General features: G+C 70.0%; 10 protein-coding genes. 6 read left to right on the top strand and 4 right to left on the bottom strand.

All coding sequences use genetic code 11. The features are described 5' to 3' along the window. The first annotated feature begins 8 nt into the window (after positions 1–8). The 4 genes from ACY1JF_RS26335 to drmB are packed head-to-tail and all read left to right on the top strand — an operon-like array spanning position 9 to position 11,774. Positions 9–4,769, top strand: coding sequence for a DEAD/DEAH box helicase (locus ACY1JF_RS26335; RefSeq protein WP_462707741.1), 4,761 nt, complete (start codon positions 9–11; stop codon positions 4,767–4,769). After that, positions 4,766–6,673: a UvrD-helicase domain-containing protein gene (locus tag ACY1JF_RS26330; RefSeq protein WP_462707740.1), complete on the top strand. Its 1,908-nt coding sequence runs from the start codon at positions 4,766–4,768 to the stop codon at positions 6,671–6,673. The genes ACY1JF_RS26335 and ACY1JF_RS26330 overlap by 4 nt, the downstream gene beginning before the upstream one ends. Then, positions 6,670–9,915: a helicase-related protein gene (locus ACY1JF_RS26325; protein WP_462707739.1), complete on the top strand. Its 3,246-nt coding sequence runs from the start codon at positions 6,670–6,672 to the stop codon at positions 9,913–9,915. Before ACY1JF_RS26330 ends, ACY1JF_RS26325 begins: the two co-directional genes overlap by 4 nt. Further along, on the top strand, positions 9,912–11,774 hold the full coding sequence (gene drmB / locus ACY1JF_RS26320; protein WP_462707738.1) for a DrmB family protein: 1,863 nt from the start codon (positions 9,912–9,914) through the stop codon (positions 11,772–11,774). The genes ACY1JF_RS26325 and drmB overlap by 4 nt, the downstream gene beginning before the upstream one ends. 15 nt (positions 11,775–11,789) lie before the next feature. Here drmB and ACY1JF_RS26315 read toward each other — a convergent pair whose 3' ends face one another. Continuing rightward, a complete protein-coding gene (locus tag ACY1JF_RS26315; protein ID WP_462707737.1) occupies positions 11,790–12,428 on the bottom strand; it encodes an ATP-binding protein in 639 nt (212 codons plus the stop codon). Between the two features lie 172 nt (positions 12,429–12,600). Between ACY1JF_RS26315 and ACY1JF_RS26310 the strand changes: the two genes are divergently transcribed. Next, positions 12,601–13,449 (top strand): helix-turn-helix domain-containing protein, encoded by an 849-nt coding sequence (locus ACY1JF_RS26310; protein WP_462707736.1) that lies wholly within the window; start codon positions 12,601–12,603, stop codon positions 13,447–13,449. After that, the gene (locus ACY1JF_RS26305; RefSeq protein WP_462707735.1) at positions 13,446–13,667 is read left to right on the top strand and encodes a DUF397 domain-containing protein; all 222 of its coding nucleotides are present in this window, start codon (positions 13,446–13,448) and stop codon (positions 13,665–13,667) included. The genes ACY1JF_RS26310 and ACY1JF_RS26305 overlap by 4 nt, the downstream gene beginning before the upstream one ends. Positions 13,668–13,909: 242 nt before the next feature. On the opposite strand, the gene ACY1JF_RS26300 is transcribed toward ACY1JF_RS26305, so the two are convergent. The 3 genes from ACY1JF_RS26300 to ACY1JF_RS26290 all read right to left on the bottom strand — a co-directional run bounded on the left by ACY1JF_RS26300 (position 13,910) and on the right by ACY1JF_RS26290 (position 15,266). Further along, positions 13,910–14,740, bottom strand: coding sequence for a transposase family protein (locus ACY1JF_RS26300; protein WP_462707734.1), 831 nt, complete (start codon positions 14,738–14,740; stop codon positions 13,910–13,912). A gap of 71 nt (positions 14,741–14,811) precedes the next feature. Further along, a complete protein-coding gene (locus ACY1JF_RS26295) occupies positions 14,812–15,054 on the bottom strand; it encodes a hypothetical protein (protein ID WP_462707733.1) in 243 nt (80 codons plus the stop codon). Continuing rightward, positions 15,054–15,266 carry a hypothetical protein gene (locus ACY1JF_RS26290; RefSeq protein ID WP_462707732.1) on the bottom strand — a complete coding sequence of 71 codons (213 nt, stop codon included), beginning with the start codon at positions 15,264–15,266 and terminating at the stop codon, positions 15,054–15,056. Before ACY1JF_RS26290 ends, ACY1JF_RS26295 begins: the two co-directional genes overlap by 1 nt. Between the last annotated feature and the right edge of the window lie 40 nt (positions 15,267–15,306).

Genomic DNA, 15,306 nt, shown 5'->3' with positions numbered 1-15,306 from the left:
AGAAAACCGTGTCGCCCGCCACTTCCGCAGTCATCGACACCGTCCTCGAACAGTCCTCCCGCGTTCTGCAGACCTACGCGGTCGACCCCGGCCTCATCCCGGAACACGCCAACAGCGAACGGCGGATCACACAGGGCGGATACGGCGACCGTCAACTGTTCGAACTCGTGCAGAACGCGGCGGACGAGATCGCCGCCGAACCGGGAGGAGTCGTCCACGTCGTTCTCACCGGAACGCACCTCTACTGCGCCAATGAGGGAACTCCGGTGACTCCCGAAGGCGCGGAGACCATTCTCCGCATGAGTATGTCGCGAAAGCGTGGTGGGCAGATCGGCCGCTTCGGTGTGGGCGTGAAATCCGTGCTGGTCGTCACCGACACCCCCCAGTTCTTCAGCCGCACGGGCTCCTTCGGGTTCGACCGCGAATGGGCCCGCGAGACGATCCGGTCGGTGCCCGGTGTGAGGGAGCGTCTCGGCGAGACGTTCGAGGTGCCGGTGCTGCGCATGGCACGCCCCCTCGACATGGCCGTCGAGCGGGCCCAGGACGGCGTGCTGGACGAGTTGCTCGGTTGGGCCACCACCGTCGTCCGCCTGCCACTGCTCGACGGCGCCGCCGACAGGCTGGCACAGGACATGCACGGCGGTCTGACCGAGGCCGGGGCCGTCCGTGAGGAGTTCCCGCTCGGGTTCCAGCTCCTCTCCCCGCACGTCGCGAAGGTCGTCCTCGAGGATCGTCGGCCGCGCCCGATCACCCGCCGGGTCCTGACCACCGAGCAGGCCGGCGACCTCCACACCGTGGTCGAGGAGCGGACGGGCAGGCCCACCGCGACCAGCCGCTGGCGGGTCTTCTCCGTGACCCACGAACCCGGGCCGGCGGCCCGTGCCGACGCCGGTGAGCTGCACGACCGCCTCACACTGGACCTCGCCTGGGCCGTGCCGGAGCAGGAGAAGGATTCGGAGAGCGGACTGCGTGTCCGTCCGAAGGCCTCGGTCGGTCGCGGACGCTTCTGGTCCTTCTTCCCCACCAAGTACGAGATGTCCCTGAGCGGAATCCTCAACGGCGCCTGGAAGACCAACGAGGACCGGCAGAACCTGCTCGACTCCTCCGCCTTCAACGAAGAGATGATCAAGGTGTCGGCCGCGCTGGTGGTCGACTCCCTCCCCCGCTTGGCCCCCGCCGACGACCCCGGTGCCTATCTCCCACTGTTGCCAGGTCGACTGAAGGAATCGATCAGTTGGGCGGACGCGTTCCTGACCAAGGAGATCTGGGCGTGTGCCGGCAGTCGCCCCTCGCTGCCCGACCAGGAGGGCGTGCTGCGCCTTCCGACAGCACTGCGCGTGCACCCTCGCCTCGACAAGGACCAGAAGCGTCTCCTCCGTTGGCTGCGCATGTGGCACGAGTGCCCCGGACGTCCCACGGACTGGCTGCACCCCAGCGTCGAAGCCGACACCCTCCGCTCCGGCAAGGTGGAACACATCCTCGGAGCGGCCGGTCACGGCCGGGCCGACGTGCGCGAGTGGTTGGAAGCGCTCGTCGAGTGCGGCACCGCCGAGGCGTCGGCCGTGGCGATCCGGATTCTCGCGGACATGGTCGAGAACGACTCCCCGTACGCCGTCGAGGCCCGGAAGGCGCACATCGTGCTCACCGAGGAGCACGGCCTCGTCCCCCCCGTCCCCGGCCGGGTGTTCCGCCGGTCCGACGAGGGGGGTCTGCGCGAGTCGCTCGTCTACGTGGTCCGCGAGATCGCCCAGGACCCGTCGCTCACGCACGCGCTGAACGTCCTCGGTATCCGGGAGGCCGACGCCGAGGGCCGTTTCATCAGCGTCCTGGACCAGGGCTTCGACGGTTACGGCGCCACCGAGTGGGAGCGGTTCTGGGAGCTGTTCCGCCAGGCCGGCGGGCGCCGGCTGACGCACAGGGTGCTGGAGCGGGTGGCCGACCCTCGCGCGACCCTGCGGGTGCGTACCGCGGACGGCAGGTTCCGGCCGGTGCGTGACTGCATGCTGCCCGGCGCGGTCGTCGACCCGGATCGTGATCCGAGCGTCGCGGTCGACAAGAAGTTCCACTCCGACGACCTCTCCTTCTTCCCGGAGATCGGTCTGCGGGAGCGGCCCTCGGCGGCCGTGCGACCGGAAGGCGAGGACTGGTTCGAGGAGTACCGGGAGGCCGTCCACTCCGCCTACCTGCGGGGCCTCGACCAGCGCGCCCCCCGGCCCGCACTCAGCAGGGTCAAGCTGGAGGGTGCGGCGATCGGTGGCCCGCTGCACCTCTTCCGGTCCCTGTCCGAGGAGTCCCGGGCGGCGTTCCTGAAGGCGCTGCCGGACGACGCGGTGGTGGACAACTGGACACGGCAGATCGGCGCCCAGACGAGCACCAGGCAGGCCGTCGCCTCACCGATCCGCTGGATGTTGCACAAGTACGGCACCGTCGCCACATCCCAAGGGATCAAGCCCTTGAGGGAAGCTGTCGGACCCCAGCTCGCCGCCTACCGTGACGTTCTGCCGGTCTCCGACATCTCCCCGGAGAAGGCCCGCAAGTTGCGCCTGCCCGTCACGGTCGACGAGGTGCCCGCCGACCGGTGGAACGCGCTTCTCGCCGACGTCACCGCCAACGAGGACGACACCTTCGTCGGCGCCACCTACGTGATGCTGACCCGGCTCGGCGCCGACTTCCCCGAGGACTCGCTCACCCGTTGCCGCATCGGTGACACCTGGGGCTCCCGCCCCGACGACGAGATCACCGTCGCGGTGGGACCGTCCGAGTACCGGGCGTTGCGCGCCGAGCAGTTGCCCGCGCTGCTCGTGGCGACCCGGGAGGACGCCGAGCTGATGGTCGAGAAGTGGGGCATGCTCCGCTACACCGACGTGATCAGCCGGGAGACCCGGGAGGTGCCGGACGGCGACCCGGTGCCCCTGGTGGAGCTGTACCCGGCCCTGCGGCAGCGACTGAGCAGCACCGACCGCAACAGCCAGGTCCAGCGGTGTGCCGAGCTCGAAGAGGTGACCCGCACCCCGAACGGCACGCGGGCCACCCAGCTGGACGCGGTGCGCCAGGGCGGCACGGTCAAGGTGCGGGTACCGCTCGATCCGGAACCGATGCTGCGGCTGATCGACCGTGAGTTGGAGCTGGGGCTCGGCACGGCCGGCTGCCGGGCGGTGCTGGAGCACCAGGAGCGCATGGCCCGGGACACCGCGACCAAGGCGGCGCTGAAGGCCGTGCGCGACGCCGAGGACGTGGTGGCCAAGATCGAGCTGCTCGTCGGGGCGGACGCACTGCGGTCCGGGTTGCCCGAGGGGCTCATGGAGGCCGAACTGCAGGACACCGGCGGGGCGGAACCCTCCGGCCACCGGATCGCGCAGATGGCGTTCAACGCGCACGGCGACGGAGTGCTCCAGCAGCACGCGCGGGACATCCAGGCCCGGTTCCCCAACGCCCCGGTCGCTTACGGAGGCTCGTCGGCCGCCGTCGCCTTCGTCTCCGACCTGAGACTGCCGGTGTCCTTCGCCGGGTCCCGGACTCCGTCACCGCCGGCCTTCGAGACGGTGGACGGCCCCCGGGACTTCCCCCGGCTCCACGACTACCAGGAAGACCTGGTCCGCAACATCACCGCCTTGCTGGACCGGCTGGCCCCGCAGCGCGGCATGCTGTCCCTGCCGACCGGCGCGGGCAAGACCCGGGTCACCGCCGAGGCCGTGATCCGCTGGGTCAAGCAGGTCGGTGACCCGACGGGCCCGCTGCTGTGGATCGCGCAGACCGAGGAACTGTGCGAGCAGGCTGTGCAGAGCTGGAAGTTCGTATGGACGAAGGTGGGTGCGGAACGTCCGCTCACCATCAGTCGGTTGTGGAGCACCAACGAGGTGGGAGAGGTCGTCGACCATCCGCACCTGGTCGTCGCCACGGATGCCAAGCTGGAGCGCTGTCTGCACACCGACGCGTACGCCTGGCTGCGCGAGGCCGCGCTGGTCGTCGTGGACGAGGCCCACACCGCCGTGTCGAAGCGGTACACCGACATCCTGGGGCAGTTGGGACTCACACAGTACGTGACCGAACGTCACCTGCTGGGCCTGACCGCCACCCCGTTCCGCAACACCAACGAGGACGAGACCCGACGCCTGGTCAACCGCTTCGGCAACCGGCGTCTGGACGAGGGCGTCTTCCCCTCCGGTGATCCGTACCGGGATCTCCAGGAGTGGGGCATGCTCGCCCAGGTCGAACACCGCACCCTGGAGGGCGGACGGATAGAGCTGACCCGTGACGAGAAGGCTCAGGCCGAGCGGATGGCGATGCTCTCCCGGGCCGCCGAGCAGCGGCTCGCCGACGACCACGCCCGCAGCCGCCGCATCGTCGACGAGGTCGCGAACCTCCCCTCCGACTGGCCCACGCTGCTCTTCGCCACCTCCGTGGACCACGCCAAGTACCTGGCGGCCAAACTGAACGACCGCGGCATCCCGGCAGCGGCCGTGGACTCCACCACGAGTGCCCAGGACCGGCGTCGGAGGATCGAGGAATTCCGCTCCGGCCGCATCCGTGTCCTCACCAACTACGGGGTCCTCACCCAGGGTTTCGACGCCCCTGCCACCCGGGTCGTGGTGGTGGCCCGCCCGGTCTACAGCACCAACGTCTACCAGCAGATGATCGGCCGCGGCCTGCGTGGTCCGAGGAACGGCGGCAAGGACACCTGCCTGATCCTCAATGTCAGCGACAACATCGCCAACTTCGACACGAAGCTCGCCTTCACCCAGTTCGAGCACCTCTGGAGCCGGAAGTGACCGACGCCTACCGCGACAGTCCCCCGCTCACCGACGAGCAGCGGGCCGTGGTCGAGCAGCCCTGGGACGCCCGGGTGCTGGTCACCGCCGGCGCGGGGGCCGGCAAGACGCACACCCTGGTGCGTCGGCTGGACGCCCTGTGCGGGCACGAGGACCCCGAGGAGGCGCTGGAGGCCGCCGAGATCCTGGTGCTCACCTACTCACGCGCGGCGGCCAGGGAACTGCGCGAACGGATCGTCCGGCACGGAGAGCGGGCCCGTCGGGTCCGGGCCCAGACCTTCGACGCCTGGGCCTACGGCCTCCTGGCCCGGGCATGGCCGGACCACGACTGGCATGCGACCGGTTTCGACGAGCGTATCCGCGCCGCCGAGGAGGCGATCGCGAAGGGCGCGTTGGAGACAGGTGACGCCGTCCCTCCCGCGCACGTGGTGATCGACGAGGTGCAGGACCTGGTGGGCGTCCGGCGTCGCCTGGTGGAGACGCTGCTCGACCGCTATCAGGAGAGCTGCGGATTCACCGTGGTCGGTGACGCCGCCCAGTTCGTCTACGGCTTCCAGATCGAAGACCCCGCCGAGCGGGCCGACGAGACGAACATGTTCTTCGACTGGCTCCGTGCCTCGTTCCTTGACGACCTGGTGGAGCTGCGCCTCACGGAGAACTTCCGTGCCGCCACCCCGGAGGCCCGGGTCGCGCTCGCCCACGGCCCGCGACTGCAACGGGTCACCGACGCCGACGAGGCGTCGTCGCTCTACGAGGAACTGCGCGAACTGCTGCTCGATCCGGTCAACGGCGTGGGCGCGCTGACCGACCCGTTCGTCCTGGACGGGCTGCGTGCCTCCTCCGACACGTGCGCGATCCTCACCCGGGACAACCGCCAAGCACTGGGCGTCTCGCAACTCCTCCACGAGCACGGGGTCGAGCACCGGCTGCGACGCCCTCTGGAGGAACGTCCGGTCCCGTACTGGGTGGCCGAGTTGTTGCGCCGTACCGGGGCCGCCACGCTCGGGGAGGAGCGCTTCCACGCCCTGTTCACCGACCTCGCGCTGCCGCACGCGCCCGACCCCGCCGTCGTGTGGTCCGTGCTGCGCCGGGTCGCGCGTGGAGCGGGCCGGGGCGTCGTCGACCTGGACCGGCTGCGGCGGCTGGTCGCCGAGGGCCGGTTCCCGGACGAGCTGGCCGATCCGGAGACGGCCCGGGTCGTGGTGTCCACCGTGCACCGGGCCAAGGGCCTGGAGTTCGACCGGGTGATCGTCCTCACCCCGCCCACACCGGCCGAGTTGCGCAAACGACACAAGGACGACCTCGACCTGCCGGCCGAGGCCCGCGCCCTGTACGTGGCGATGACGCGGGCCCGTCATGACCTGTACCACGCGGTCTGTCCGGACCTGCCGGTCCTCCGGAAGGCCGGCGGCCGGAAGAACGGCCGCCAGTACGTCAGCACCGTGCAGCGTTCGCACCGACGGTTCGGGATCGTCGCTGCCGCGGGCGACATCTGCTCGGACAACCCGCCCGGCCACGAGTCCGACGCCGTCGCGACGCAGGCGTACCTCCTGGAGCGGGTCCGTCCCGGCGACGAGGTGGCCCTGCGCAGGCGGCACGACCTGCCGCTGGGTGAGCGGCAGAGCCCGCCGTACGCGCTGGTGCACGAGGGGCGAGCGATCGGCGAGGCGTCCGAGCGCTTCCGCACGGACCTGTTCGAGGTGCAGAAGGTGAGCCGGAGCTGGGACCCCTGGTGGCCGGACGAGATACACGGCCTGCGGATCGACACCCTGGAGACCGTGACGGGCAGCACAGCCGCCGGTGCCAACGCCGGACTGGGCGAGCGAGGCGTGTGGGTCGCCCCCCGGATCACCGGCACAGGGCGCTACCGCAGGGCCGTGAACGACGAGGAGCAGGACGCATGACGCAGAGCGCAGACCGACACTCGGAGCACTACCGGGTGCGGGACGAGGAGATCCTCGTGGGGCTCCGGCGCGAACTCTTCGGCCCCGCCGAGGACGCTCCGCCGGACGACCGGGACGAGGTTCTGACGCAGGACGCGCCGATCGACCGCTATCTCACCGGCGTGCTGTATCCGCGCGCCTCGAAAGAACGGAAGGTCGAGAACGCGGCCGAACAGGACGGCCTGGACACCGCGCCCGTCCTCACCCACGACGACGTCGAGGAGTCCGGCGCCTCCCAGGAGGTCGTCAGCTCGGGGGACAGGCGCCCTTCGTCCATGGGCCTGACCTTCGCGGTCGACCCGGCCATAAGCGACACGATCGTGATCTCGGCGCGCGCGGCGGTCTACGAACCCACCGACGCCGAGGGCAATCCGGTGGAGGCCCGCCGCGCCGAGGCCCGCACCATCGCGGACCAACGGGAGCGATGGCGGCGAAAGGAACTGTGTCTTCCGGAACTGCCCGTCTCCGTGACCGAGTCCGCGCCGAAGAAGCCGATCGACCTCCTCGCGGGGAAGGTCGCGCTGCACGTCATCGTGCGCCGACCCGACCCGACCACCGGAACCGTCACGGTCACCGTCACCCTGATCAACACCCAGACGGTGGGCGAGTGGGACCTTCAGGACGCCTTCTCCCTGTTCCAGTGCGGCCTGAAGGTGCGGGCCGCCGACGGCTCCACCGCCTTCGTCGAACGCCCGGCCCCGACCGCTGCCCACGACCCGGAGATCGCCACCAGTCGGCTGCTGCACCGTCATGCCCCCACCTTCGCGGTCGGGCACGGGTGCGCCGCCACGTGGGACTGGAACCCCTCGCCGATAGGCGTGTCCGACGAGGGGGAGGCGGCGGTCACGGAGGTGCGCAGCGAGTTCGTGCCCAGCGTGGAAGTCCTGCTCACCGACTCCAACCCGGAGATCGACAGTTCGGCGCTGTCGATGTTGGGTCTGGCCGAGAAGTCCGACACCGAAGTCCTGGCTGCCCTGGAAGGTCTCGCCACCGGTTACGAACACTGGATCGAACGGAAGGCGGCCGAGGCGGACGCGCTGGCGGGCACCCACCACGAGAAGCCCGCGCAGGATCAGGTGAAGGCCTGTCGCGAGGCACTCGGGCGGATCCGTGAGGGCATCGAACTGCTGGGCACGAAGCCCGACCTGATGAGGGCGTTCCGGCTCGCCAACCGGGCCATGGCCGACCAGCGCGCCCGTAGCGACTGGGTGAAGAAGGGGCGCACCGGCACGCCCGATCCGGCCGCCGGCCGCTGGCGCCCCTTCCAGATCGCGTTCGTGCTGCTCTGTGTGGCCGGCATCGACGATCCCGGACACGACGACCGGAAGATCTCCGACCTGCTCTGGTTTCCCACCGGTGGTGGCAAGACGGAGGCATACCTCGGACTGATCGCGCTCACCTCCTTCCTGCGCCGTATCCGCAAGGGCGTGAACGGGGGCGGTGTCACCGTCCTCATGCGCTACACCCTGCGGCTGCTCACCCTCCAGCAGTTCGAGCGCGCGGCGATCCTCCTCTGCGCCATGGAGCACATGCGACGCCACACACCCGAGCTGGGTGACGAGGAGTTCTCCGTCGGCATGTGGGTGGGCCGCTCGGCCACCCCCAACACGTTGGCCAAGGCGAGCGACAAGCTCGATGAACTGCGCGCCAACCTCGACAAGCGGCTCGCCACCGAGAATCCCGTCCAGTTGCACGCCTGCCCCTGGTGCGGCACCCGTCTCGACGCCCGGGACTACGAGGTCGACGAGGACGCCAAACGGATGCACGTCCGCTGTCCCGGTACGGACTGCGACTTCGCGGACGGTCTTCCCGTCCACCTGATCGACGAGGCCGTGTACGCGGCGCGACCGACGCTGGTGATCGCCACCGTCGACAAGTTCGCCTCGATGCCATGGCGTCCGGCGACTTCCGCGCTCTTCAACCGCGACGACCCGAACGACAGCACTCCTCCTCCCGAGCTGATCGTCCAGGACGAGCTGCACCTGATCTCCGGCCCGTTGGGGACCCTCACCGGCCTCTACGAGACCGCCGTGGACGCGTTGGCCGACCGTCCCAAGGTGATCGCCTCGACAGCGACCATCCGCCGCGCGGCCGACCAGGGCCGTCATCTCTTCGCCCGCGACGTACGACAGTTCCCGCCCGCCGGCCTGGACTCCCGCGACTCGTGGTTCGCCGTGGAGACCCCGCGCGAGGAAAAGGCGAGCCGCCGCTACGTCGGCCTCCTGGCCCCCGGCACCAGCCAGTCCACCCTGCTCATCCGCACGTACGCCACCTTGCTCCACCGGGCCAGGCACGCGGACACCAAGGACGAGGTGCGCGACGCTTACTGGAGCCTCGTCGGCTACTTCAACAGTCTTCGTCTCCTCTCCGCGGCCGAACTGCAGGTCCACGACGACGTGGTGGCCTACCTGGAGCTGCTCGCCGAGCGCGAGGGGGTGGTGGTCCGGTCGGTCGCCAACTACTCCGAGCTGACGAGCCGGATCGACGCCAGCGAGATCCCCACCCGGCTCAAGGGCATCGAGAAACGGTTCCCCGACGAGGACGCCGTGGACGTCCTGCTGGCCACCAACATGATCGCGGTGGGCGTGGACGTGGACCGCCTGGGGCTGATGGCCGTGATGGGCCAGCCGCAGACGACCGCCGAATACATCCAGGCGACGAGCCGTGTCGGCCGCGCGCACCCCGGTCTGGTCACGGTCATGCTCAACTCGGCGCGGGCCCGGGACCGCTCCCACTACGAGAGCTTCCAGCACTTCCACTCGGCCCTGTACCGCGAGGTCGAGTCCACCTCCGTGACACCGTTCTCCGCCCGCTCCCGTGAACGAGGCCTGCACGCCGTGATCGTGGCCCTCGCCCGCATCCTGATCCCTGCCGCACGGAACAACGAGGACGCCGGGAAGGTCGAGTCCTACGAAGACGTCCTCAGGGGCCGCATCAAGCCCTTGCTGTTGGAACGTGTCCGCGCGGTCACCCCGGAGGAGACCGACGCCGTGTCCGACGGGTTCGACGAGTTCGTCGAGTGGTGGCTCGACGAGGCCGACAGGGACGGTGGCCTGCTCTACGAACCGGTACGGGGCAACCGCGCTCCGTCGCTCCTGAAGGCGTACGACGACGAGTCCGAGAACGCCGAGGCGTGGCCCACGCTGTGGAGCCTGCGCGACGTCGACGCCGAGTCCGCCCTGTTCATGGAGGGAACCCGATGACCCCGCCCACCCGCCGCCGCCGGACCGGAGCGGCAGGCGCCGCGCCGGCCCACAACCTTCCACGGCGCGGTGCGGTCCGTCGCGCCCAGGCGATCACCACGTACGGCGTCGGATCGCTCATCGCCGTCGACCACGAGTCGTTCATCGTCTCGGGCCTGGACGAGGCCGACCGTAGCTGGAAGGCCGACGAATCCCCGCGGATCTACGAACGGCGGCTGGCCCGACTGCTCGGTGTCGACTACTTCCGTCTGCCGCCGGCGTCCGACGACACGAGCAAGGACGGCCTCCGAGTCCGGCGTTTCCCCCTGATGCACTCGTGCCCCGAGTGCACGGAACTGCAGCCGCACCGCGACTTCAACCCGCCCTCCGGTCGCAGTGTCTGCGGCGCGTGTGAGGTCGACCTCGTCCCCTCCCGCTTCGTCGTCGCCTGCGAGGCGGGACACCTCGGCGAGTTCCCCTACTGGCAGTGGGTGCACCGCTCGGCCGACCGCGGTTCCAGCACTGCCGGGAGGTGCGGGGGGAAGCTCAGGCTGCGTACGTCCGGACGTACGTCCTCGCTCCGGTCCATCCTCGTCTCCTGCACCTGCGGAAGGGCCCCCGAGGTCTCGATGGAGGGTTCCTTCCGCAGGAACGCCCTCAAGGACCTGGGACTGACGTGTCGAGGCCACCGTCCGTGGCTGGGTACGTCGGCTCCCCAGCAGGAATGCGGCCTGCCCCTGCGCACGCTCCAGCGCGGCTCCTCGTCGGTGTGGCAACCGGTGCTGAAGTCGGCCCTCTCCATCCCGCCGTGGAGCAACGGGCGCGCGGATCCGCTCGCCGGGCACTGGGAGAAACTCCGGAAGTACGACGACCGTGCCCGCGTCGAGGTCTATCTCGACGCGGTCTTCGACGGCGAATGGCCCATGTCCCTGGACGAGGTGATGGACCTACTCGACGCGGAACGCGAGGAAGACCCCGAGGGCGAGGAGACTCCCACCTTCGACCACCGCTACCGCGCCCTGCGCAACAAGGAGTACGAACGCCTCCGCTCCGGCAACGACGAGAGCGAACACTCCCGCGACGAGCAGTTCGTCTGCGAGACCCCGCTGGGCGACCAGAGCCTGCTCGACCCGCTCGGGATCACCGGCCCGATGCTGGTCAAGAAGCTCCGCGAGGTACGCGCCCTCAAGGCGTTCACCCGGCTCGTGGACGCCGAGTCGACGACCGACGCGAAGGAGATGCCACTCCACGAGAAGCCTCTTCGTTGGCTGCCGGCGATGGAGGTCCGTGGGGAAGGGGTCTTCCTCCGGCTGGACGAGGATCGGCTGGGCACGTGGGAGAAGACGGTGACGGTCGCCGCCCGCGCCGAACGGATACTCACCGCCCACCAGCGGGTCCTGGAGGAACGGGCCACCGATCCGAGCCGCGCCGTGGCCTCCCCGGCCACACCTCGCATGCTGTTGCTGCACACCTTGGCCCATGCCCTCATCAACGAGTGGAGCCTGGAGGCGGGGTACCCGTCCGCCTCTCTGCGCGAACGCCTGTACGCCGCTGACGACATGGCCGGAGTACTCATCTACACGGCGACGAGCGACGCGGCGGGCAGCCTCGGCGGTCTCGTCGCGCAGGGTGAGCCGGAGGAGTTGGACCGCACGATCCGTTCCGCCGTCCGCCGCGCCGAGTGGTGCTCCTCCGACCCCCTCTGCATGGAGACCGAGGCGTCGGGCACCGGCGGGACGAACCTCGCCGCCTGCCATGCCTGCGTGATGCTCCCCGAGACGAGCTGCGAGCACAACAACATCCTGTTGGACCGCGCGCTCCTGGTGGGAACACCGGATGACCCCGACCTCGGGTACTTCGGTCCCCTTCTCGATCGCTGAGACACGCATGTGACGTCACCCGCGGACGGCGGACAACCGGCTCTCGAACCGCATCTGGGCCCGGTCCAGCACGTCGTCCGCGTCGCGCCCGTGCAGCCGGAGCCAGTGGAGGAGGTCGGCGATGACCGTGATCGCCGCCTCCTCCGCGTGCGCGGCACCCAGTCTGCCGACGAAGTGCCGGTACGGCGGGGGCGCCGGGCGGTAGAGGTCGATGACCGCCTCGGCCCTCGCCGCGCAGGGCCCCTGGTCCGGAGCGGCCGGAAAGCCGGGCACCGTGGCCAGCTCGCACCAGGTCACCTTGTGGCCGGTGTGGAGCTGGACGCCCCACCGGTCGGTGACGGCCGCGACGAGGGCCATGCCCCGGCCCGCTTCCGACTCGACGTCCGCCGCCATGAGTGTGGGCAGCGCGCGGGGGTCGGGGTCGTGGACCTCGATGCGCACGGACGCGCCGTTCGCCAGCACCGTCAGCGTCGTCGGCGTGCCGGGGCCGACGTGGCCGATGACGTTGGCGACCAGTTCGCTCACGCAGAGCTGGGCGTCGTCCGTCAGGTCCGCCAGGCCCCACTGGCCGAGCTGCGTCCGCACCCCGCGTCGCAGGACCGGCACCTCCTCCTCCGTGGCCAGGAACTCCACGACCCACGGCTTCCGCACCACGCATGTACCTGGAATCACTTGCGACCTCCGTCGCTCGCCGGTCCGTCCTCGCCAGAATGACGTGCGCAAATCCCGGCGTGCAATGTGCACAGAGGGAATCCCACTATCGAGTGACTGGTGATCGGTGAGTGGGCGCAAGAGACTGAAGGCCTTACCGCACAAGGGAGTTCCGATGGCCGGATCACCGACGGCTCGACGTCGTCGCCTCTCCATCGAGCTGAAGAAGCTCCGGGAGAAGAAGGGACTGACCTGCGCGCAGGTCGGAGCCGCCCTGGACTGGAGCGGCTCCAAGGTCAACCGCATGGAGACCGGCAGCGGACGGGTCCAGCCCTCCGACATCGACGCGCTGTGCCGGTTCTACGGCACCGGCGACGAGCTGCGGGAGTTCCTCAAGTCACTGGCCCGGCAGGCGAAGACGCGCGGCTGGTGGCAGGTGCACGGGTCGGGGGTGCCGGAGTGGTTCTCCATCTACATCGGCCTGGAGCAGGACGCCTCGACCATCCGCCAGTACCAGTGCGAAGTACTGCCCGGCCTCATGCAGACCGAGGAGTACGCGCGCGAACTGCACACCTGCGGTTCGTACTTGTCCCCTGAGGACATCGACCGCGCCGTACGCGTCCGTCTGGAGCGCCAGGGCATACTGGCCGGCCGGGACGCGCCGGACTGCTGGTTCGTCGTGAGCGAGGGGGCGGTGCGTCGGGTCGTGGGCGACCGGCAGGTGATGCGCGCCCAGTTGGAGCGCGTGCTGGACGTCGTGGAACAGCCGAGCGTGACGCTGCAGGTGCTCTCCTTCGACGCCGGGACCAGTCCGACCACGGGCCCGTTCACCATGCTCGGCTTCCCCGATCCCGAGGACCCCGACGTCGTGTACCGCGACGGCATCACCGATGCGATGTACTTGGAGGGGGAGCCGCACGTACGCGAGTACACGCGGGCCTTCGACGAGTTGAGGGCGGCGGCCCTGAGCCCCCGGCGGACGGTCGAGTTCGTCAAGAACGTCGTGAAGGAGTACGCGCGGTGAGCAGCAGGTCTCTCGGCGGCGCCGTGGCGCCCGGCTCGTGGACCAGGTCGTCGTACAGCAACGGCGCGGGAGGCGAGTGCGTGGAGTGTGCCCGCGTCGGTGACCGCGTGCTGCTGCGCGACACGAAGGTCGGGGACGCGCTCGTCACGGGCGTGCGGGCGCCGGTCTGGCTCTCTTTCGTGGACGCGGTGCGCCGGCAATGGCCCGAGGGTCACTGAGCCGCGTCACAGCACGCCGTCGACGGCTTCAGGGCCACCGTGTGGACCGGCACGATTTGCGGCCGACGGAGGTCATGCCTGGCCGTCGGGTCGGTCCTCGCCCCCGCAGGTCGGGCGTTCCGTCGGGGATGTTCTGCACGGAGCCTCCGCCAACTTGAATCCGCAGTTCAAAGGACTGGGGTGACCGGTTCTCGTGGTGCTCACGCCGGTCATCAGCGGCTGTCTGCGGAGCAGATCGTCTGTCAGCGGTTGACTTCGAGGTTCGGCAGAACGAGCAGGGTGCGCAGGAGACGGGTCGCGTGGGCGGGGTCGGTGCGCAGTTTGGTGAGGGTCCGCCAGTTCTTGAGGTGGGCGAAGCCGTGCTCAACCGCTGCCCGTCCAACGACGAGGACGCGGTTGGCTTCCTGACCGGGTGTGAGCTTGTGGGTGCGGCCGGCGTGAAAACCGGTGACGATCATGGGGTCACGTACGTCGTTGCCGAGGCCGCGGAAGCCGAGGTCCGCAAGGGCGCCGAGACCGGCGGCGCGCAGGCGGGCCAGGATGTGGTCGTGGCGGGCGGCGGTAATGTCGTGTGTGCGGCCGGGCCGGGCGGCGGAGATCCGGATCAGGCGGCCCTTCTCGTCGGTCGGGGCGAGGAAGTGCAGGCCGTGATGGTGGTGCTCGCCGGAGTAGTTCCGCCGGTCGGCCTTCCCCGTACGGCGCTGGGTCGGGATGGGGGTGCCGTCGATAAGGACCACCTCCCCGCCCCGTTCGGCAACTTTCTTCAGGGCGCGGTCCAGGCGCGGGGCCTGCGCGGCGAGCAGGGTGATCAGCTCGTCACGCCAGCGGCGGACGGTGGACTCGCAGACGTTGTTGCCGCCGGCCATGTCGGCCAGGCGCTGGTCGTGACGCAGCACGGCCAGGACGATCACCGCGATCCGTCCGGGCGGCAGGATCCGCCACCGGGACCGTATCGCCTTCAGATGGCGACGTAGCAGTCCGGCGAGGTGGTCGACGGTTTGCGTGGACAGCGGCAGACGGCACTGGTGGACAAGCCGACAGGTGTCCTCGGCGCGCTCTTCGGTATTCGTCACACGATCTAAAGGCCGTTGGGGGCAGCGTGGTTATGCCCGTGCCGCACTGCTCCGGGCGATGGCGTCCTGGGTCACAGGCGGGTGGTGAAGCGGCCGTCGGACAGTTTGCGCGGCCAGCCGCGATCAACGAGGCTGACCGGCCTCCCACCCAGCGGTTCCATCCTGGCCCGTGCGGTGACGCCGCCTCCCGGTATCTCGCCGACCTGCCGGGCCGTGACCGGTCCGGCGGCCTGCCGCACGGCGGCGAGGATGCGCTGGTAGTCCGGCGGAAGCACGGTTTCCTCCACGTCCGGCGTGCGGTGCGGAATCAGCATCACCGCACGGCCGCCCGCCTGCCCGGGTGCTGGCGCGGCCGAGGCGCGATCATCGGCGAGCTGCTGCTCACCCGGTCAAGGACGCGTTCGGCGACGGCAAGTTCGTCCCGCTCGGCTCGCACCTCCGCCAGCTGCTTGGCCCGTTGTTCTCCGAGTTCGTCCAGTTCCGCCCGGCGCGCGGTGATCCGTTCCAGGAGTTCGGGATCCAGCATGCATCGGATCGTAGAAGGCCGTCCGACCGCCGTGGGAAGG

Source organism: Streptomyces sp. SYSU D01066-1 (genome assembly GCF_054956795.1).
The sequence above is the reverse complement of the archived record's forward strand: the minus strand, read 5'-3'. Positions and strand labels throughout refer to the sequence as shown.

What these genes read in the sequence shown, in the direction of transcription:
- ACY1JF_RS26295 (WP_462707733.1), bottom strand. Translation starts at nt 15,054, where the DNA reads ATGCTGATTCCGCACCGCACGCCGGACGTGGAGGAAACCGTGCTTCCG.
- ACY1JF_RS26290 (WP_462707732.1), bottom strand. Translation starts at nt 15,266, where the DNA reads ATGCTGGATCCCGAACTCCTGGAACGGATCACCGCGCGCCGGGCGGAA.
- drmB (WP_462707738.1), top strand. Translation starts at nt 9,912, where the DNA reads ATGACCCCGCCCACCCGCCGCCGCCGGACCGGAGCGGCAGGCGCCGCG.
- ACY1JF_RS26325 (WP_462707739.1), top strand. Translation starts at nt 6,670, where the DNA reads ATGACGCAGAGCGCAGACCGACACTCGGAGCACTACCGGGTGCGGGAC.
- ACY1JF_RS26310 (WP_462707736.1), top strand. Translation starts at nt 12,601, where the DNA reads ATGGCCGGATCACCGACGGCTCGACGTCGTCGCCTCTCCATCGAGCTG.